This window comes from Bacillus sp. FAU20, from assembly GCF_056033865.1.
In genome coordinates this window covers 1-18103 of record NZ_JBVYHY010000014.1, presented here as the reverse complement: position 1 = coordinate 18103, position 18103 = coordinate 1, and the positions used below count along the sequence as shown (strand labels likewise).

Annotated in this window: 20 protein-coding genes and 1 pseudogene; 10 read left to right on the top strand and 11 right to left on the bottom strand. The window is 33.9% G+C overall.

The window, feature by feature from the left end; translation table 11 throughout:
• Positions 1 to 12: 12 nt before the first annotated feature.
• Together AC0OM3_RS11995 and AC0OM3_RS11990 are read right to left on the bottom strand one after the other, a co-directional pair.
• Positions 13 to 174: a hypothetical protein gene (locus tag AC0OM3_RS11995; protein WP_474211973.1), complete on the bottom strand. Its 162-nt coding sequence runs from the start codon at positions 172 to 174 to the stop codon at positions 13 to 15.
• Positions 174 to 1289 (bottom strand): response regulator aspartate phosphatase, encoded by a 1116-nt coding sequence (locus AC0OM3_RS11990; RefSeq protein ID WP_474211971.1) that lies wholly within the window; start codon positions 1287 to 1289, stop codon positions 174 to 176. The genes AC0OM3_RS11995 and AC0OM3_RS11990 overlap by 1 nt, the downstream gene beginning before the upstream one ends.
• A 258-nt stretch (positions 1290 to 1547) precedes the next feature.
• Here AC0OM3_RS11990 and AC0OM3_RS11985 point away from each other — a divergent pair, with 258 nt between their 5' ends.
• On the top strand, positions 1548 to 1730 hold the full coding sequence (locus AC0OM3_RS11985; protein WP_003302152.1) for a DUF5065 family protein: 183 nt from the start codon (positions 1548 to 1550) through the stop codon (positions 1728 to 1730).
• Positions 1731 to 1940: 210 nt separating this feature from the next.
• On the opposite strand, the gene AC0OM3_RS11980 is transcribed toward AC0OM3_RS11985, so the two are convergent.
• Complete coding sequence (locus tag AC0OM3_RS11980) at positions 1941 to 2123, bottom strand: hypothetical protein (protein WP_000437510.1); 183 nt, start codon at positions 2121 to 2123, stop codon at positions 1941 to 1943.
• Positions 2124 to 2325: 202 nt separating this feature from the next.
• Positions 2326 to 2829: a GNAT family N-acetyltransferase gene (locus AC0OM3_RS11975; RefSeq protein WP_000636202.1), complete on the bottom strand. Its 504-nt coding sequence runs from the start codon at positions 2827 to 2829 to the stop codon at positions 2326 to 2328.
• A 255-nt stretch (positions 2830 to 3084) separates the two neighbouring features.
• Between AC0OM3_RS11975 and AC0OM3_RS11970 the strand changes: the two genes are divergently transcribed.
• From AC0OM3_RS11970 to AC0OM3_RS11945, 6 genes are all read left to right on the top strand, one after another.
• A complete protein-coding gene (locus AC0OM3_RS11970; RefSeq protein ID WP_000737896.1) occupies positions 3085 to 3483 on the top strand; it encodes a DUF2871 family protein in 399 nt (132 codons plus the stop codon).
• A 126-nt stretch (positions 3484 to 3609) separates the two neighbouring features.
• The gene (locus AC0OM3_RS11965; protein ID WP_095022011.1) at positions 3610 to 5001 is read left to right on the top strand and encodes an FAD-binding oxidoreductase; all 1392 of its coding nucleotides are present in this window, start codon (positions 3610 to 3612) and stop codon (positions 4999 to 5001) included.
• A gap of 4 nt (positions 5002 to 5005) precedes the next feature.
• Positions 5006 to 5974, top strand: a complete 969-nt coding sequence (locus AC0OM3_RS11960) for a bile acid:sodium symporter family protein (RefSeq protein WP_000865850.1) — start codon at positions 5006 to 5008, stop codon at positions 5972 to 5974.
• A 12-nt stretch (positions 5975 to 5986) separates the two neighbouring features.
• On the top strand, positions 5987 to 6334 hold the full coding sequence (locus tag AC0OM3_RS11955; RefSeq protein WP_001172059.1) for a DUF4260 domain-containing protein: 348 nt from the start codon (positions 5987 to 5989) through the stop codon (positions 6332 to 6334).
• Positions 6335 to 6357: 23 nt separating this feature from the next.
• Positions 6358 to 6885, top strand: a complete 528-nt coding sequence (locus AC0OM3_RS11950) for a GrpB family protein (protein WP_061884448.1) — start codon at positions 6358 to 6360, stop codon at positions 6883 to 6885.
• 141 nt (positions 6886 to 7026) lie between these two features.
• The gene (locus AC0OM3_RS11945) at positions 7027 to 7626 is read left to right on the top strand and encodes an FMN-binding negative transcriptional regulator (protein ID WP_474211967.1); all 600 of its coding nucleotides are present in this window, start codon (positions 7027 to 7029) and stop codon (positions 7624 to 7626) included.
• A 73-nt stretch (positions 7627 to 7699) separates the two neighbouring features.
• Here AC0OM3_RS11945 and AC0OM3_RS11940 read toward each other — a convergent pair whose 3' ends face one another.
• From AC0OM3_RS11940 to AC0OM3_RS11920, 5 genes are all read right to left on the bottom strand, one after another.
• Entirely contained in the window at positions 7700 to 7909 is a 210-nt protein-coding gene (locus AC0OM3_RS11940) for a hypothetical protein (RefSeq protein ID WP_000721431.1), read from the bottom strand.
• A complete protein-coding gene (locus AC0OM3_RS11935) occupies positions 7909 to 9003 on the bottom strand; it encodes a response regulator aspartate phosphatase (RefSeq protein ID WP_001102730.1) in 1095 nt (364 codons plus the stop codon). The genes AC0OM3_RS11940 and AC0OM3_RS11935 overlap by 1 nt, the downstream gene beginning before the upstream one ends.
• A gap of 255 nt (positions 9004 to 9258) precedes the next feature.
• Positions 9259 to 10725 (bottom strand): protein adenylyltransferase SelO, encoded by a 1467-nt coding sequence (locus tag AC0OM3_RS11930; RefSeq protein ID WP_061884446.1) that lies wholly within the window; start codon positions 10723 to 10725, stop codon positions 9259 to 9261.
• Positions 10726 to 10904: 179 nt separating this feature from the next.
• On the bottom strand, positions 10905 to 11903 hold the full coding sequence (locus tag AC0OM3_RS11925; protein WP_474211964.1) for an NADP-dependent oxidoreductase: 999 nt from the start codon (positions 11901 to 11903) through the stop codon (positions 10905 to 10907).
• A gap of 18 nt (positions 11904 to 11921) precedes the next feature.
• On the bottom strand, positions 11922 to 12266 hold the full coding sequence (locus tag AC0OM3_RS11920; RefSeq protein WP_000571881.1) for an ArsR/SmtB family transcription factor: 345 nt from the start codon (positions 12264 to 12266) through the stop codon (positions 11922 to 11924).
• 510 nt (positions 12267 to 12776) lie between these two features.
• On the opposite strand from AC0OM3_RS11920, the gene AC0OM3_RS11915 reads away from it, so the two are divergent.
• Entirely contained in the window at positions 12777 to 14396 is a 1620-nt protein-coding gene (locus AC0OM3_RS11915; protein WP_000841671.1) for an FAD-dependent oxidoreductase, read from the top strand.
• Positions 14397 to 14791: 395 nt separating this feature from the next.
• On the top strand, positions 14792 to 15736 hold the full coding sequence (locus AC0OM3_RS11910; RefSeq protein ID WP_001226346.1) for a glycerophosphodiester phosphodiesterase: 945 nt from the start codon (positions 14792 to 14794) through the stop codon (positions 15734 to 15736).
• 38 nt (positions 15737 to 15774) lie between these two features.
• Here AC0OM3_RS11910 and AC0OM3_RS11905 read toward each other — a convergent pair whose 3' ends face one another.
• Together AC0OM3_RS11905 and AC0OM3_RS11900 are read right to left on the bottom strand one after the other, a co-directional pair.
• Positions 15775 to 16284, bottom strand: a complete 510-nt coding sequence (locus tag AC0OM3_RS11905; protein WP_001208344.1) for a DUF3916 domain-containing protein — start codon at positions 16282 to 16284, stop codon at positions 15775 to 15777.
• A complete protein-coding gene (locus AC0OM3_RS11900; protein ID WP_000351674.1) occupies positions 16277 to 17128 on the bottom strand; it encodes a LysR family transcriptional regulator in 852 nt (283 codons plus the stop codon). The genes AC0OM3_RS11905 and AC0OM3_RS11900 overlap by 8 nt, the downstream gene beginning before the upstream one ends.
• Positions 17129 to 17214: 86 nt before the next feature.
• Between AC0OM3_RS11900 and AC0OM3_RS11895 the strand changes: the two are divergent.
• Positions 17215 to 17978, top strand: a pseudogene (locus AC0OM3_RS11895) (MFS transporter); the annotation flags it as partial.
• Between the last annotated feature and the right edge of the window lie 125 nt (positions 17979 to 18103).

Here is an 18103-nt window from a genome sequence, read left to right as displayed (position 1 = left end):
AATACATTTACATTAAATTTGTGGTGGCGCACCACCATAATCGCCAAAACTATATGAAGGAGCAGGATAATGCCCATGAGTAGCAAGCTGATCTGTTTTAGAAAACTGAAAAATTCCCACCGTTAATACCCCAATAAAAGCAATGCCTGATAATAATAAGCTAATTTTTTTCATTATTTTAACACTCCTTTTGCGATTGATTTTTGTCTTGCTTGATAACAAATATGGAAATAGTCACTTACTTTTTGGTGGTTCTCTAATTGTCTACATTTTGTGGCAAATAATTCGGCGTATTCGACAACATATTCCCATAACTCTTCTTCCTCAAAGTATAAGATTCCTTCTTGAATGATTTTTTCTAATTCTTCCAATGGAATATTTTCGTTTAATCTTTTTAAAATAGAGAAGTGGTGTGTGTATTCTTCGTTATGAATTTTTCTGCAAATCTGTAATCCCTTATCAATGAGTTGGTTGGCCGTTGATTGTTCTCCTAATTTATAATGTTCCTTAGCTTGTAGGAAGATGGCCTTGAAGTGTGTAGGGATTTTCTCTGTTACTTCTGAAAGATGACGAATAGCTAAAGTAGACATACTTTGATCAGAATACAACCAACCCATCGTATTTTTTACGTATAACAAGGAATCTTCTTCCCCATTTTTTTGTAGTAAATCAATTGCACAATGTAGATATTCTTCTGCTTGTTCGTACTGTTTTAAATAGATACAGCAACCACCTAGCAAACTATTACCAAAGGCTGTTTTTACTTCATAACCTTCATACTTTGAAAAGATTGCTCTCGATTTATTTGCGTATTCGATAGAAGCGAGATTGTTATAGGTATGGTGATAGAAAGTAGCAATTCTATAGTAAAATTCGGCGTGTTCAATTTCATCTGGTATAGCTACCAATATTTTTTCTGCTAGTTTATAATGTTCCTCTGCCTCAGTATAATTTGATATAAAAGTGGAATGAATGGATTTGAAAAAATGATAATAGAATTGTAGAAATTGATCTGTAGGCATATCATAATCGCTAATAGTATCAAAACTATTTTGTTGAATACCAAGGCTATCTGTTAAGACCTTGTAACGAAATTCGAGTAGTGAATAGTATAGTAACAAATTTTGATCCTGATGCTCTTGATCCGGTTCAATGCTTAACTTATTAATTTTTTCATCAATTTTCTTTTTTAGATTAGTAGCTTTTATAACTTGCTGAGATAGCATAGATCGATACCAGTCGTTCAATAGAGAGGTTAATTGCTCATTTCCTTTTACTGAGACACTCATAATATACGCCCCCATTTTCTAAAAAAATCCTAATCCAATTTAATTATAAACATCATAACAAAATAGAAGAAAAAATGGAGTGATATTACAATATTTTTCAAGAAAATTCATAAAAAACAATCAATTTGTGTCGAATATACGTAGAATAAAACATCCAAAAATAATCAAAAGATGATATGAGTCTTTATACGTTCTATTAGGTGAACTAAGAAACTGTGATTGAAGATTTATGAAATTTCCTTATATATAAATTTAATAATGATTGGGGATTTAGAAAGTTCCATGGAAAGTACATATCAACCTGATTGGAAGATTGGAAATTTAATAACTAGTGATACATTTTACTTAACGCAACATTTTGGTGCGCAAATGAAAATTTTTAAAGTCCACACAAATGGTACCCTAGAACGATTCCAAACAATAGAACCAGAATTAAAATAAAATTTTTGCAGGATCGATTAAATTCATTCCTTGTTATGCAAACACATTTTCAGCGGAAATAACTTCTTTACTATTTTGCGCTAGACAGACTTTATAAAAAATGGTTACATTTCCTGATCTTGAAATAATCCTTTCAAATTACAATCCTACTTTTTCTAAAAATTTTACTGCATCAACAATATTTGTAGAAGTAATTGCTAAAAAATTTTTTCAAATAAAATTTATAAAAGCTTGATAGGCGATACCAAATGAAAATACCGTAGCTACTATATGTGCAGTCCATTTAGGCATATTTAATTTCAATACGGTACTGTACAAGATTCCATATACGATACAAATGATTAATATGAATGCAATGAATTGAAGAACTAATAAAAATAGCGGTTGTTCCATTTATTCTCACTTCCTTTATTTAATATATTAATATAATTTATTTAAATGTGAAAGTTATATTTCTATGAATTTCCAAAAAATGTGATATGAAAGGCATAGTAGTAATCACAAGAATTACTGCAAAACTATAATGGAACTAAAAGTATTATGACGAGATCAGTAAAATAGTAAAGAAGGTCGCGATTCACGGCGACCTTCTTTACTATGCGTTATACCCAAATAATTTTAAATCTTCTCCTGAATCTGAAATGATTTTCTCAAATCGTAATCCTACTTTTTCTAAAAGCTTTCCTGAGGCGATGTTATCTACAGAAGTAATTGCTACAATTCGTTTCATGCCGAGCTTTTGTACACCGTATTCGATTGTCGCAGAAGCTGACTCGTAGCCATATCCTTTTGAACGGAATGTCTCTAAAAAGGCAAATCCGATATCAACGTCTTCTAATGAATCTCTTTTAATAAGGCCACACATACCAAGTGGAGTGAGATCTTCTTTTCGTTCTACTAAGTAAAGGCCAAATCCGAGTTTGTTATACATATCGATGGGACCGTTTACAATATATTTTTTTGCATCTTCTAAGTTTCTAACTCCTTTGTCACCAATAAACTGAATCCATGCAGGATCGTTTACTAACTCAAGAATAAAAGGAGCGTCTTTTATATCAAACCAACGAAGGTTAAGACGCTCGGTTTCAAGAACTATCAATGATTACACCACCTTTAAAAAGTTATAACAATTAGTATGGATTGTGTAAAACAAAAGTGCAACATATTTTAGTGGGGCTTTGTTTGTTCACATAAAGTTCGTTTGTTTTGTATAGAGAGATATTTTATAATTAGGACTGATTGTAAAGAGTGAGATGCTTATACAATGACTCCTAGGTGACTAGGAGTTTTTACTATATAACTATCATTATTACTAAATATGACACACTACACATTCTACTCAAGGAGGTACATAATGAAGAAATTATATAATGCATCGTTTACGTATTTGATTATCGGTTTATTATCAGGGATTTTCGCTAGGGAGTATGGTAAGTATAAAGGGATTTTAGGATCTACTTTGTTAAATCTTTTGCATACACATACACTTGTACTTGGCTTTTTCTTCTTTTTAATTGCTTTAGGATTAGCAAAAGTATTCGCGTTTCATGAAGTGCAAGGGTTTAATAAGTGGTTTGTTTTACATAATATTGCATTAACATTAATGTTAGGTTCGCTAGCAGCGAGAGGGCTTCTTCAGTTAAATGGAGCTGACTTTAAAGGGTTAACTTATATTGTAGGATTTTCTCATTCGTTGATGGCAGTTACTTTAATTTGGTTTATGTTGTTAATAAAGAAATCGTTTAAAATGTAGTGAAAAAGAACTTGTAGCGTCTGCTGCAGGTTCTTTTTTGTATGTTCAGGTTTAATAATCTTATTTTTCTAATTATTTTGTATAAAGATGGTATACTTGTTTTAAAATTAAAAAGGAGAGTTGATTATGGAAATAACAATTGAACATGTAGTAAATGAATTAAAAGGCATACTTCCTGAAGATCGAGTAGTAATAAATATGACAGTACGAGAGTTACATAGTAAAGATGAATCTTACCATAGTAGTAGTTTACCTGATGTAGTTGTTTTTCCAAAAACGACCGAAGAAGTTAGCGCGATAATGAAAATAGCGATTCAGCACGGAACAGCTGTCGTTCCATTTGGAGTAGGGTCCAGTTTAGAGGGACATGTAATTCCTTACGAAAAAGGAATTACAATGGACTTTTCTCTTATGAACAAAATACTTGAAATAAGAGAAAAGGATTTTCTTGTGAGAGTACAGCCAGGGGTGACGCGCTCTCAGCTTAATAAAGAATTGAAAAAGTATGGATTATTTTTTAGTGTAGACCCAGGAGCTGATGCAACGTTAGGAGGAATGGCTGCTACAAATGCGAGCGGAACGACAGCGGTAAAGTATGGGGTAATGCGTGATCAAGTTCGAGATTTAGAAGTCGTTCTTGCTGATGGAGGAGTAATACATACCGGGAATTTAGCGGCGAAGTCATCATCAGGTTATCATTTAAATGGTATTTTCGTAGGCTCAGAAGGAACACTTGGATGTTTCACGGAGTTAACTTTAAAAGTATATGGTATACCAGAACATGTTATGGCTGCGAGGGCATCGTTTCCAACTATAAATGATGCAGTAGAAGCTGTAATTAACATATTACAAGCAGGTATTCCAATTGCGAGAATTGAACTCGTTGATGAATTATCTATGAAACAAGTAAATTATTACAATGAAACAAGTTACAGAGAAGAACCGACACTGTTTTTAGAGTTTCACGGCAATGAAGCAGGGTTAAAGCAAGATATTGAATTTACGAAAGAAATCGTTCTTGATCATAAATGTATAGAAATTGCGTTTGAGACGGAAACAGCAGCGAGAAATAAACTGTGGGATGCAAGACATAACTTAGCGTACTCTTACGTGCATAGTTATCCTGGTAAAAAGCTAATGAGTACAGACGTATGTGTGCCAATTTCGGAATTAGCTGGAGCGATTCAACATGCGAAAGAGGTATTAGATAAAGTAGGGCTTATTGGCGGTATTCTAGGTCATGTTGGAGATGGGAATTTCCATGTACTCTTAATGATTGACACAAATGATAAAGAGGAAGTAAAGAAGGCGGACGAAATAAACGAAAGTATCGTTCTGTATGCTCTTAAACGAGGAGGAACGTGTACAGGAGAACATGGCGTTGGAATCGGAAAACGAAAGTATCAAGAAGAAGAACATGGGGCGGCATTATTTGTAATGGAGAAAATAAAGAAAGCTCTTGATCCGCAAAATATTTTGAATCCGAATAAGGTGTTTCAATTAAAAGATAGGGGCTGATTGGATGAAAGTACTAGAAGCGATAAGTAATATAGCTGGAAAGTATTTTGCATTTTGGGTTATTTGTATGGCAGCTATTGCATACTTCATTCCCGTGCCATTTCTAGGGTTAACTAGTTACATAACGATTTTACTTGGGATTGTAATGTTTGGGATGGGATTAACATTAAAGGCTGTTGATTTTAAAATCATCGCTACAAAACCATTGCCAGTTATTATCGGTGTATGTGCTCAGTTTATTATTATGCCACTTGTCGCATACGTACTAGCCTACGTTATGAATTTACCAGCGGAATTAGCAGCTGGATTAGTGTTGCTCGGTTCAGTACCGGGTGGCACTGCATCAAATGTTATGGTTTATTTAGCAAAAGGGAACTTAGCGTTGTCTATTGCAATGACTTCATTATCAACATTACTAGCACCAATTGCTACACCACTCATTTTACTATTACTTGCAGGGCAATGGATGCCAGTACATGCTATGTCCATGTTTCTTTCTATCGTACAAGTCATTATTGTGCCTATTATTTTAGGACTAGTAGTGAAAAAGTTTTTCCCTCGTATCGTTAATAAAGGAATGACTGTTATTCCTTTAATATCGGTTGTAGCAATTATTATTATTGTTTCCGCAGTTGTTTCAGCAAATGTAAGTAGCATTACTTCTTCAGGACTTCTTATTTTTATTGCAGTGATGCTCCATAATGCTTTCGGTTTTTTGCTCGGATATATAACTGCGTTCGTACTTGGACTAGACGAAGGGACAAGAAGGGCTATTTCAATAGAAGTAGGAATGCAAAATTCTGGCTTAGGTGTTGCACTGGCGACAGCGCATTTTGGACCTGCTGCTGCACTCCCAAGTGTATTAGCGGCGGTATGGCATAACATTGCAGGACCAATTTTAGCAACCATCTGGTCAAAAAATGCAAAGAATACTTTCAGCGATGAAAATGTATTAATAAATATAGAAAAATAGGAATGATAAATAATGCAAAAACGTATTGTACATTTTGAAGGAATGGTTGTATTTTTAGCCACGATTTATATGTATTTGATATATGAGTTTAGTTGGATTATATTTTTTGTATTCCTTTTAGCGCCAGATTTATCCATGTTAGCGTATGGGATCAATAATCACGTTGGTGCGAAAATATATAATGTATGTCACACATATATCATATCCATATTAATTGTTCTAATAGGTGTCTATTTTAAGATAGATACCGTTATAATGATTGGCTTAATATGGACAGCACATATTGGAATGGATCGAATGTTTGGATATGGATTGAAATATGAGACGGATTTTAAGGATACTCATATTCAACGGTTATAATTTGTTTTGAGAAGAGGGGTACGTTGAAGCAGAGAATTGCTATCGAAGAATATAATGTCAAATGGGAAAGTGAATTTAATAAAATACACACTCTTATTAACAATGTAATGGAAGACAGCATTGTATCTATTGAACATGTTGGGAGTACATCTGTTAAAGGGCTTGCATCAAAACCAATACTAGATATTGATGTTGTAATAGAAGAGTTCGAAATTTTTCATGAGGTAGTAAAAAAACTTGAGAAGATAGGGTACTATCATCAGTTAGAATGGAGATTTAAAGGAAGAGAGGCGTTTGGAAGAAAGGATGCGTTCGTTCCATGGAACGAGGGAAATACAGTTTGGATGGAACATCATTTATATGTGTGTGATAAAAATAGTGAAGAGTTGAGAAGGCATATAGCGTTTCGAGATTACCTTCGTGAACATGACGATGTTGCTGCTGAATATGGACGTTTAAAGGAAGAGTTAGCGAGAGAGATGAAAAATCGATCTAGTTATATTGAGGGTAAGACCGTATTTATTACAAATATATTAGAAAAAATAAACTAAAGCAGCATGGAATACATGCTGCCTATTGTTTTGAAATAGAAAGCTGCCATTATAAAACAAATACAAACTGGCCCTGTTGATTGATGCGGTTACTAAATATAATAGGAAATAAAATAGAAAAGAGCGGAAAAGAGGGAGCTTATGTACATACCAAAATATTTCGCAATACAAGATGAAGAGATGGAGTACGAAATAATGGAACAAAATAGCTTTGCGACATTATTTTCTCAACATAACGGAGAACCATATGCAACGCACTTGCCGTTGTTATTAAATAGGGAGACCCTTACTTTACATGGTCACTTCGCACGGCCGAATGAACAGTGGAAAGATATTGGGACTCAGCAAGTACTAGCTATATTTCAAGGACCACATAGTTACATCTCTCCGTCATGGTATGAAACAAACAATGCAGTACCAACATGGAATTACGTTGCAGTGCATGTATATGGTGAATTAGAAATTGTTGAAGATGAGAAGACATTAGTAGATTCTCTTCAAGATTTAGTAAATAAATATGAAGATCCAGAGAGCACCTACTCACTTAATGATGTAGATCCGAATTATATGGGAGGATTAAGTAAGGGAATAGTTGGATTCAAAATAAAGATAAATAAAATAGAAGGAAAAGCGAAGTTAAGTCAAAATCATTCTGTAGAGAGACAGAATTTAGTTGTGGAGAAACTTGAGAAAGTTGGTAGTGAGGAGAGTAAGAGGATTGCGGAGTTGATGAGAAAATAAAGCCTACATGAAAGGGAAATATTCTAAATAAGCGTATTTAAAAAGACCTTCTTAATTGAAGGTCTTCCGTTTTTTAAAGTGCTTTTTCAGTTGTTGTTGAGTTGTAGTCTTTACTTACGTCAACGGATTGAACAAGGTCAGGTCTTTGTGGTGCAGGGGTGTCCCCAATGTTTAATGCTACATATCCTAACTGTGTTTTCGGTGTTTCTGAGGTGAAGCTTAATCCAAGAGTTGTGATGCTAATAACAGCTAAGCCAATGATGCTCAATTTAATCTTTTTCATTATATCAAAGCTCCCTTTTCTTCATGTTTTTTTCTTGCTTGATTGGCCATGTAAAAGTATTGACTAGCTTTTATATGGTCTTCTTTTTCATAAAACATATTTGCTAGAACATCAGTGTACTCTTGTATACATTCCCAAAGGTTTTCTGTTTTAAAGTAAGAAATTCCTTCCAAAATTATCATTTCTAAATCATTTATAGAAGTTTTATTATTTAGTTCTCTTAAAATCATGAAACGATATTGAAACTCTTTGTTTTCTAGTTTATTTGAAATGTTTAATCCTTTTTTTATAAGTTCTTTAGCCTGAGTATATTCTCCAAGCTTGTAGTATTCACGTGCTTCAACAAAAAGTGCTTTAAAGTGATTTGGTTGCTTAGTTGTAACCTCTGAAATATGACGCATTGCTAACTCTGAAAGGTTTTGACTTGCATATAGCCAAGCTAAATTATGTCGTACTCTTAATGATAAAGTCTCCTCTGAATACTTCTGTAGAATATTTAATGCTGAATTAAGTCTAATTTCAGCTTGTTCAAACTGTTTTAAATCAATACAAGATAAACCAAAGATGTTATCACACAAAGCAACATTAATTTCACAGTTTATATGTTTTGAAAAAATCGCTTTAGCTTCATTTGCAGATTGGATTGCTACTAGTGGTTGATATGTTTGATAATAATAGGAAGCTAAGCGGTAGTTAAATTCAGCATTCTCTAGTTCGTCAGATACGTGTATTAGCAGCTTTTTAGCGTTCTCGAAAAGGTGTTTTGCTGCATTGTAGTTTCCAATAATTGTATTGTGAATAGCCTTGAAAAAATGATAATAATAAGAAAATAGCCCATTCTCTGGAAGTGGGAAAGAATCAATTTTATTAAAATCATCTTTATTAATATTTAAACCATCTGTTAAAATTTTGTATCTGAAATTAAAAAGTGAATAATACAATTGTAGGTTTGTATCTTCTTCTGAATTAGAGATGATATTTTCAATATCTTTTTTTATTTTTGTTGCATGGGTAGTTTGATGCTGTAACATAGCTCTATACCAGTCATTAAATAATTTTGTAATTTGTTCATTACCTTGTAGTTGAACGTTCATGAAATCCCCTCACTTTTTGAATATTCTTATAAAATATAGTATCAAAAATAAAAATATTTAGAAATGATGTTTTATATTTCTCAATATTTGTTTAACAAGCTTACGAGTAAGTCTATTGGAATAGTGTAGAATTTATTTTGGATTAAAGAAATGGCATCGGGGGATGTGCATTTTAAAGTTTTAGTTGAGTAGGGGGATATAAAAAGGGTGCGTTCACACAATTTATATGAACGCACCTTTTTATATATTAAACAATCAAGTCCCACAAAAAGTACGATAAGGGCGATTCGTCGGTGCAGGCGGAATGCAGTATTCTTCTTGATCTGTAGAATACGCATAAGGGTTTGATAAAGCTTCAAGAAGTTTCTCCATTACGCTATAGTCGTCATTTGTAACAGCTGCTTCTAGTGCTTCTTCTACACGGTGGTTCCTCGGGATGATTGATGGGTTATTATTTTTCATCATCTCGTAGGCGTTTTCTTTCGATTCTTCTTGTTTTTCTAATCGAGATTGCCACAGTTTGTACCATTCTTTAAATTCAGGACTATCGAATAGAGGGGTATTTTCTAACGTATCAAGAGTTAATGAACGGAATGTATTAGTGTAATCTGCTTTATATTTCTCCATCATTTTTAAAAGTTGCTCAATAAGTGATTGATCTTGTTCTTCGTTGCTAAATAGTCCTAATTTCTTTTTCATTCCAAGGAACCAATTGTTTTCATACTGTACGCTAAATTTCGAAATTTCGTCTTGAGCGATTTTTAGTGCTTCTTCATCATCTTCGTGCAGAATCGGTATTAAAGATTCTGCTAGTCGTGCGAGATCCCATGCGGCCATATATGGTTGATTTCCATATGCATAACGGCCTTGTGTGTCAATAGAGCTAAATACGGTTCCTTGATCGTAATTGTCCATAAATGCACAAGGACCGTAATCAATTGTTTCGCCACTAATCGTTATATTGTCAGTGTTCATTACACCGTGGATAAATCCAACAAGTTGCCATTTTGCGATAAGACTGGCTTGTCTTTTAATGACTGCTTGTAGTAATGCAGTATATCGGTTTTCATGGGATTCAATTTCTGGGTAATGCCTTTTTATCGTATAGTCAGCTAGTGATTTCAGGTCCTCTATTGAACCACGAGCTGCAGCATATTGAAATGTACCGACGCGTATATGGCTACTAGCTACTCTAGTTAAAATTGCTCCAGGTAACTTTGTTTCACGATATGTTGCTTCACCAGTTGTGACAACTGCTAAACTGCGAGTAGTCGGAATATCAAGTGCATACATTGCCTCACTAATGATATATTCACGTAGCATCGGACCGAGTGCAGCACGGCCATCTCCTCGGCGTGAATAGGGAGTAGGGCCAGAACCTTTCAGTTGAATATCGAAACGCTCACCTGAAGGAGTAATTTGTTCGCCAATTAAAAGAGCACGACCGTCGCCTAACATATTAAAATGTCCGAATTGATGACCAGCATATGCTTGAGCTAATGGATGAGCTCCTTCTGGGAGTGCATTACCAGCGAAAATAGCAATTTCAGCTTCCTTTTTCAGTTCTTCAGGGGTCAAGCCAAGAGATATCGCTAATGAATGGTTTAGTTTAACTAACTCCGGTGAACTTACGGGAGTAGGGGGGATTTCTGTATAAAATGATTGTGGTAAAGTCGTATAACTATTATCTAAATTCCAACCTGTTTCATTAATTTTAGTCATTGTATCTCCTCCTTTTTATATTTTAAGTTATGTATTTGTACGTATGTATTCTTTGTAAAGTTAACTAAAAGTATAATATAATATTTCCCCTTGCAATCTATTGTAAGGACTTCATTGCACTATGTCTATTTAACAGCAAATTAAAAACCTCCATTTTAAGAAAATGGAGGTTTTTATTATTATTTAATTTTTACAATTATTTTTCCTTTTGCTCTTCCAGACTCTGAATATTCCATTGCTTTTTGCGCATCTTCAAAAGGGAAAACTCGATCGATTACCGGTTTGATTTTTCTGGCTTCAATATAGTTTGCAATAGTACGTAATTGATCCCCGCTTGGCTTCATAAATAAAAATGAATATTGAGCATTATGCTTTTTTTCAAGTGCAGTAAGTTTTTTGCTGGCTAATGAAAATAAGAGAGTTTTAAAGAATCCTGAACCAAATTCTTTACCGAAGCGAGCATTCGGCATACCTGAAACGGAAACGATGTTGCCGCCGCTTTTTATAATATCGAATGATTTTTCAAGTGTTGTTCCGCCGATTGTATCAAATACTGCATCATAATTTTTGAGTATTTCTTCAAATTTTTCTGTTTTGTAATTAATAATTTGATCTGCGCCAAGAGACTTTACTAAATCGGAACCAGCTTCACTAGCAGTTGTTGTAACGGTAGCGCCCATTATTTTTGCTAACTGAATTGCGAAAGTACCAACACCACCAGACCCAGCGTGAATTAATATTTTTTGTCCTTTTTGTAAATGCATAATATCATGTAGTGCTTGATAGGATGTTAAGCCAACGAGTGGAATCGACGCCGCTTCCTCAAAACTTAAATTTTTTGGTTTTAAAGCTATATCATCCTCATGAATGGCTATATATTCCGCGAAAGTACCGATCTTATTTTTTCTTGGACGTGCATATATTGCATCGCCGACTTTAAATCGAGTTACTTGCGATCCAACCTTCACGATGACACCGGAAAAGTCATTACCAAGGATTAGGGGCATTTCATATTTAAGTAACATCTTTACTTTTCCATCACGTATTTTAAAGTCAATTGGGTTAATACTAGCTGCATGAATTTCTGCGAGCACTTCATGCTCATTTATTTCAGGAGTAGGTACCTCTGCCATACGCATTGGAACTTTCCCGTATTTATCAATTATCATTGCTTTCATTTCTTATACCTCCACATTTCAATAAAAGTTGTGTAATAGCTTTTCGATATCTAATACAAGATTTTTTAATAAACTTAATTTTGTACGTATATCAATATAATAAAAGTTTTTTGTACCTTCTTTTCGCATTAAAATAATACCAGCTTCTCGTAAAATCCGAAGGTGATGCGATACCGCTGGTCGAGAAAGGTGTGTTTGTTTCGTGATTTCTCCTACACGTAATCCGGTTTGACATTCCGTTTCCATGAGAACTAACAAAATAGCTTGACGTGTTTCATCGCCAATTGCCAATAATACTTTTTGAGAATCAATAAAATCTTTTTTTATAACATTTAATTGTTCTTGTTTATTCATTTCAATCACTTTACCTCCTGGTAATTAGTCGAAAGGTTTAAGATGATGAACCATTACATCGATACGGTAATGCTACATGATTGTTGTATGAGGTGCAATATTGGGAAAGAAAATCGAGACGAATGAATTTTTTATTTTTGAAAATTATAGGGAGATAGAAAAGGGATTGGAAGGACTATATAACACAATAGATGAAGTTTTAAAAACAAAAAATGATGTAACAATAAAATAAGCGGTCGTAACCTTGTATAATCGATAAGGTTACGACCGCTTATAATGTTTGCATTATTTTTGATTTTTACGATAGAACATAGTTCAACGTAAAGTACGTTCTTTTGTTTTACACTTTCATACAGACACAATTCAGGTGGATTATAGATGTATGAAAAGGTAAAAAGGATTTTGGGGCGTAATCTATCTATATGATAATTCAAAATGAAATATAAGTCTATATTTTAATGTTTTTTTTGATTATATTTATGACACTGAGCTCAGAACAATGATGTGGAGGGTAAATATATGAAATCGAATTATGTACCAGTTTTAATTGTTGGAGGGGGATTATCTGGGTTAGCGTCTGCGTTATTTCTTGCAAAACATAACATTGAGTACTTACTTATTGAAAAGCATCCGTCTACTGCCATTCATCCGAAAGCAGGCGGCCTTACTTTACGTACAATGGAGTTATTTCGAGAATTAGGTTTGGAACAAAAAATTAAATTGGCAGGTAAAGCATTAGAGAACTGCCGAGGAAGAATAGCAGTTCATACAATAGCTGAGGCGAATAAAGAAGAATTGGAACAAATGAGAGCGACGCAATACGGAAACGATGAAGAATTACTTCAAAAAATAGAAAAGATTAGTCCATCAAAACAAACTGCGTGTTATCAAATTATTTTAGAAGAAATGATGTTACAAGAAGCGAAAACGCTAGGCGGGCAACTATCTTTTTATCATGAATTAGTTTCATTTGAACAAAATGAAAACGGGGTAAAAGCAACGATTCGAAATCGTGAAACAGAAAAAGAAAGTGTCATACATTGTGACTATGTAATTGCAGCGGATGGAGCGAAAAGTAAAATACGTGAGCAGTTAGGGATTAAAGCTGAGGGTCGTGGAACCATTGGTGGCTATTATATGAATATTTATTTTGAAGCTGATTTAAGTGAGTTTATACAAGGATATGCATTCGGTTTTTCGATGGTACTTCATCCGGAGGTTCTTGGTGCACTTATCCCCGTTGATAACGTAAAAAAATGGATTTATCATGTAGCCTACGATCCATTAAAAGGAGAGGGGTTAGAGGACTTCACTATAGAACGTTGTAAACAAATTATTCAAATAGCAATTGGAAGTACAAATATTGAGTCAGAAATATTAAGTGTTTTACCGTGGGAAGCGGCCGAAAGTACAGCGGTGAAATTTCAAGAAAATCGAATCTTTTTAGTTGGAGATTCAGCACATATTATGCCGCCAACAGGAGGGTTTGGTTCAAATACAGGAATACAAGATGCACATAACTTAGCTTGGAAATTAGCGGCTGTTATAAAAGGGAAGGCAAAACCAAAATTGTTAGAAACATATCACGAGGAGAGACACTCTGTTGCAAAATTAACGACAGCTTATGCAAGTAGTTTACTGTTTCGTGCTGCGAATAGAGAGGAAGGTAGTTTGAATAATATGGATGGTTTAGCTGTTACAGTTGGATATCAGTATTGTTCAGAGGCGATTATAGATGATTCAGTAACTCCGTATAGAATGGATAGCATAGAGTTGAACGGAAGACCTGGAACGCGAGCGCCACATTTATGGGGAACGTATGAAGGGAAGAAAGTTTCTACATTAGACTTATTCGGTAACAGTTTTGTATTACTTACAGGAGTAGAAAATAGTTCTTGGGCTGAGGCAGCACATACTGTTTCAGCTAAATTAGGAATAAATATAAAAGGGTATCGTGTTGGTTTAAGTGGAGACTTTGTTGCTCCAGAAGATATTTTTAGCAAATTATATGGTATAGAGAATGGAGGTGCTGTATTAATTAGACCAGATGGCTTTATCGGATGGCGTTCGGAAAAAACGGTAGTAAATCCAGATATAGTATTGGAAGAGGTAATGAGAAATTTATTATGTGATTTTTAAGTAACTACAGAAATATTGTTTTATGTGCTTCACTGTACTGAAAAAAATATTCACAAATTTCAATAGGTTTGATATGATTAAATTCGACAAGTTAATAGAGGCCGGAGATATTTGAGAAAAGCCATAAATTTATTTAGGGACACAGGAGTGTATTCTAAATAATTTATGGCTTTTTTTATTGAATGAACCGTACAAAATAGGGAGTTACATGTGAAAAGGAGGGCTATAAAAATTAAATAGGATAATACTAGTTTTCTATATTAATAATATAGATAAAGTATATTTGTAAGATTGGAATTTTAATATAGGTTTATAAAAATAATGAAAGTGTGTCTTCTATTTCGTGTAAATCTCATTAGCTTGTTGAAATTTGCAACGTAGGAAGGGTTAGAAGGATGAGAAAGATTATTAGCGTTTTAGTTATTTTCTTTATGACGGGAAGTATCTTTGCTGGGGGAGCTGTTCATGCGAAAGCAGAAGGGAAGCATGAATGGAATACGAATAAGTTTTTAAATATTGCACATCGCGGAGCAAGTGGACATGCACCTGAGCATACTTTTGCTTCTTATGATTTAGTGAAAAAAATGAAAGCGGATTATTTAGAGTTAGATATTCAATTAACAAAGGATGGCCAATTAATTGCAATGCATGATACAGCAGTTGATCGCACTACAAATGGAACAGGCGAAGTACGTGATAAAACGTTAAGCGAAATAAAGAGTTTAGATGCAGGAACGTGGTTTAATAAAGCGTATCCAGAAAAGGCTAAGCAAGAGTATGTTGGGCAAAAAGTTCCGACTCTTGAAGAAATCTTCCAAAAGTATGGAAGAAGCATGAAGTATTACATTGAAACAAAATCACCAGATGTGTATCCAGGAATGGAAGAGAAATTGTTAGCATTGTTAAATAAATATAATTTAGTAGGTCCAAACATGTCATCTAGCCGTGTTATGATTCAATCATTTAGTAAAGATAGTTTGAAAAAGATTCATAGTATGAATGAAAATATTCCGTTAGTTCAATTGCTTTGGTATTATCCAAATGAAAACAATGAAATTGTTGAATGGTCTGGCATTACACATGAACCGAAAAGTGTAACGAATGATGATTTTCAAGAAATTAAAAAGTATGCAGCTGGTATTGGACCAAACTTACGTAATGATAACGGAGAACTAATTATTGATGAGTCATATATGAAAATGGCTAGGAAAAATGGACTGTTAATTCACCCTTATACAATTAATGAGAAACCAGATATGAGACTGTTAATCAAATGGGGTGCTACAGGAATGTTTACAAATTATCCGGATCGATTACATAGTGTATTGAAGGAAAAATAAGTGGAAAAGGGTATACCAGTGTTTTAGGTATACCCTTTTTAATCTAACTCCCCGATAAACGTAATCTCTTTTTCATAGCATTCATCTGCATCATAAATAATTTCTTGAAAGTGAAGCGTTTTGAAGGAATGATAAACTGAAATTTCCCATGTCTCCCAAAAATCAATTTCATTTGAAAGAAGAATCCATTTTTGAAATTCACTATCTCTATTAAAGAAATTATGAAAGTAGTCCTCATTTTTAAATATAATGATTTGCGAATCCCACAAATTATTTATAGAAATCAAAACAACAACTCGATATGTATGTGTATCGCTCGGTTTCATATTTATTAAATGATTTGCTTGATTTAATAAGGTTTGAATACATAACCGTTTTACTTTTCTAGGTGTTTTACGAGAGTCAATAAAAGCTTGCGAAACTGGCAATAGCATATTCCAATATTCATCGTTATAGAAAGTAGAAGGGAACGTTTTTGTATGTTCCTCAATTTGCTTTATCACAGTGTTTGTTTTTCGTTTCATACCACGTATTTTCTTTTCACGCATTGTGAGTCATCTCCATAAATTTTTGTAATGCAGCAGAGTGATATATATCTTTTCTAGTAATAAAAGTAGTAGGAACTTTTTTGAAGCTATTTGGTAAAGGGTTGAATGATATGTCATGTTGATGACCATTTAAAATAGACTTCATCATAATTGCTATGCCCATACCTGATTTTACACATGCGAGTATCGCTTCAATTGTTCCAAACTCTAATACTCGCTTAGGTGAAATTCCTTCTTCTTGAAGCCAATCTTCTAATAAATTTCTATAATAGCACCCGTGACTAAATGCAAGTAAATTCATGTCTCCTATGTCTTTAAAGGAAGATAAAGGCTTTTTGCTAATGAGAACTAATTCTTCTTCACGAAATATATTTGTATGAAGTTCGGCATGCTGAGTAGAGCCAGCTATAAACGCTCCGTCCAGTTTTCGTTCTAGTACAAGCCTAATCAATTGTTCCGTCGTATTTGATTCTAAAATCAATTCGATTTTTGGATATTTTTCATAATAGGCCGTTAATATAGATGGAAGTCTTACAGCGGTTGTAGATTCTGTACATCCAATTTTTAAAGTGCCTCTTGGTTCGATCCCATTACTTTGAACTGCTTTAACAGATTGATCCATTAAGTGGATAATTTGTTTGGCGTATGTTAATAAAATCTCACCGTTAGAAGTTAAAGTTACACCTTTTCCGTTTCGGTAAAATAAAGGCACACCTAATTCGTTTTCTAGTTGTTTCATACGCATTGTTACGCCAGACTGTACATAGTTTAAATTTTTAGCTGCGTGAGATATGTTTTCTTCTTTCGCAACTTCGTAAAATACAGTTAAATCTTTTATATCCAAGTATCATCCCTCCAGAAAAGGTATCATTTTTTTTGATGGATCACATGATAAATCTTTATTTTATATGATATCAGAACTTTCATACAATGGAAGGGGGTGGAGGGATTATTGTGTTAATGGAAGAAAGGGTGAATAGTACTTATAAGTGGGTTATGTTAATTTTTGCGACGGTTGCTCAAAACAACAGCGACACTTATAACGTATGGTGTTGGAGCGTTTGCTTTATTTTGGAAAGAAGAATATGCACTTACGAATACGGAGATTGGATTGTTAGTAAGTGTTGTAAATATAGGACCGCTATTTTGTATGCTTTTTGTCGGGCGGCTACTTGATCAATACAATGAAAAGTTGTTAATTTCGATAAGTTCATTTTTACTAGGAGGTTCGTTTTTACTGACTAATATGGTCAATGGATTTAATGGGTTACTTTTTCGTACTTTTATTAGTAGGAACGTTTTATAGTGTTTCGCAGCCAGGAGGAAGTAAGGTGATAATGAAGTGGTTCTCAAAAGAAAATCGCGGGTTAGCGATGGGGATTAGACAAGCCGGTATACCGATTGGTGGTACATTAGCGGGAGTATTGATCCCGTTTCTTACAATAAAATATAATATGGCCTATGCGGTAAATAGTATTGCATGCATTTGTATAATTGGAGGGCTTTTATTTTTTATATTTTATAAGGAACCATATACTCAAGAGAAAGTTAAACAAGAACGTAGTAAACTTTCTTTTTGGATGCAGTTAAAAGAAGTGATGTGTAAAAAAGAGTTGTATGCAATTTATATAACTGGCATTTGTATGATTTCATTGCAAATGGTTCTAGTTGCACACTTTATAAAATTTTTAGTATTCGGGGCATTAAGCGCGCACGAAAAACGCGAAAAGCGTTTCACGATAAATGCGAAAACCGTACTTTGATACATGGCAGTGTGTGTTAAACACCCGGTTCGATTAACCAAGTAATAAAAAAACAT

What these genes read in the sequence shown, in the direction of transcription:
- AC0OM3_RS11910 (WP_001226346.1), top strand. Translation starts at nt 14,792, where the DNA reads ATGAGAAAGATTATTAGCGTTTTAGTTATTTTCTTTATGACGGGAAGT.
- AC0OM3_RS11965 (WP_095022011.1), top strand. Translation starts at nt 3,610, where the DNA reads ATGGAAATAACAATTGAACATGTAGTAAATGAATTAAAAGGCATACTT.
- AC0OM3_RS11915 (WP_000841671.1), top strand. Translation starts at nt 12,777, where the DNA reads ATGAAATCGAATTATGTACCAGTTTTAATTGTTGGAGGGGGATTATCT.
- AC0OM3_RS11945 (WP_474211967.1), top strand. Translation starts at nt 7,027, where the DNA reads ATGTACATACCAAAATATTTCGCAATACAAGATGAAGAGATGGAGTAC.
- AC0OM3_RS11985 (WP_003302152.1), top strand. Translation starts at nt 1,548, where the DNA reads ATGATTGGGGATTTAGAAAGTTCCATGGAAAGTACATATCAACCTGAT.
- AC0OM3_RS11970 (WP_000737896.1), top strand. Translation starts at nt 3,085, where the DNA reads ATGAAGAAATTATATAATGCATCGTTTACGTATTTGATTATCGGTTTA.
- AC0OM3_RS11925 (WP_474211964.1), bottom strand. Translation starts at nt 11,903, where the DNA reads ATGAAAGCAATGATAATTGATAAATACGGGAAAGTTCCAATGCGTATG.
- AC0OM3_RS11930 (WP_061884446.1), bottom strand. Translation starts at nt 10,725, where the DNA reads ATGACTAAAATTAATGAAACAGGTTGGAATTTAGATAATAGTTATACG.
- AC0OM3_RS11980 (WP_000437510.1), bottom strand. Translation starts at nt 2,123, where the DNA reads ATGGAACAACCGCTATTTTTATTAGTTCTTCAATTCATTGCATTCATA.
- AC0OM3_RS11990 (WP_474211971.1), bottom strand. Translation starts at nt 1,289, where the DNA reads ATGAGTGTCTCAGTAAAAGGAAATGAGCAATTAACCTCTCTATTGAAC.
- AC0OM3_RS11940 (WP_000721431.1), bottom strand. Translation starts at nt 7,909, where the DNA reads ATGAAAAAGATTAAATTGAGCATCATTGGCTTAGCTGTTATTAGCATC.
- AC0OM3_RS11955 (WP_001172059.1), top strand. Translation starts at nt 5,987, where the DNA reads ATGCAAAAACGTATTGTACATTTTGAAGGAATGGTTGTATTTTTAGCC.
- AC0OM3_RS11960 (WP_000865850.1), top strand. Translation starts at nt 5,006, where the DNA reads ATGAAAGTACTAGAAGCGATAAGTAATATAGCTGGAAAGTATTTTGCA.
- AC0OM3_RS11995 (WP_474211973.1), bottom strand. Translation starts at nt 174, where the DNA reads ATGAAAAAAATTAGCTTATTATTATCAGGCATTGCTTTTATTGGGGTA.
- AC0OM3_RS11905 (WP_001208344.1), bottom strand. Translation starts at nt 16,284, where the DNA reads ATGCGTGAAAAGAAAATACGTGGTATGAAACGAAAAACAAACACTGTG.
- AC0OM3_RS11935 (WP_001102730.1), bottom strand. Translation starts at nt 9,003, where the DNA reads ATGAACGTTCAACTACAAGGTAATGAACAAATTACAAAATTATTTAAT.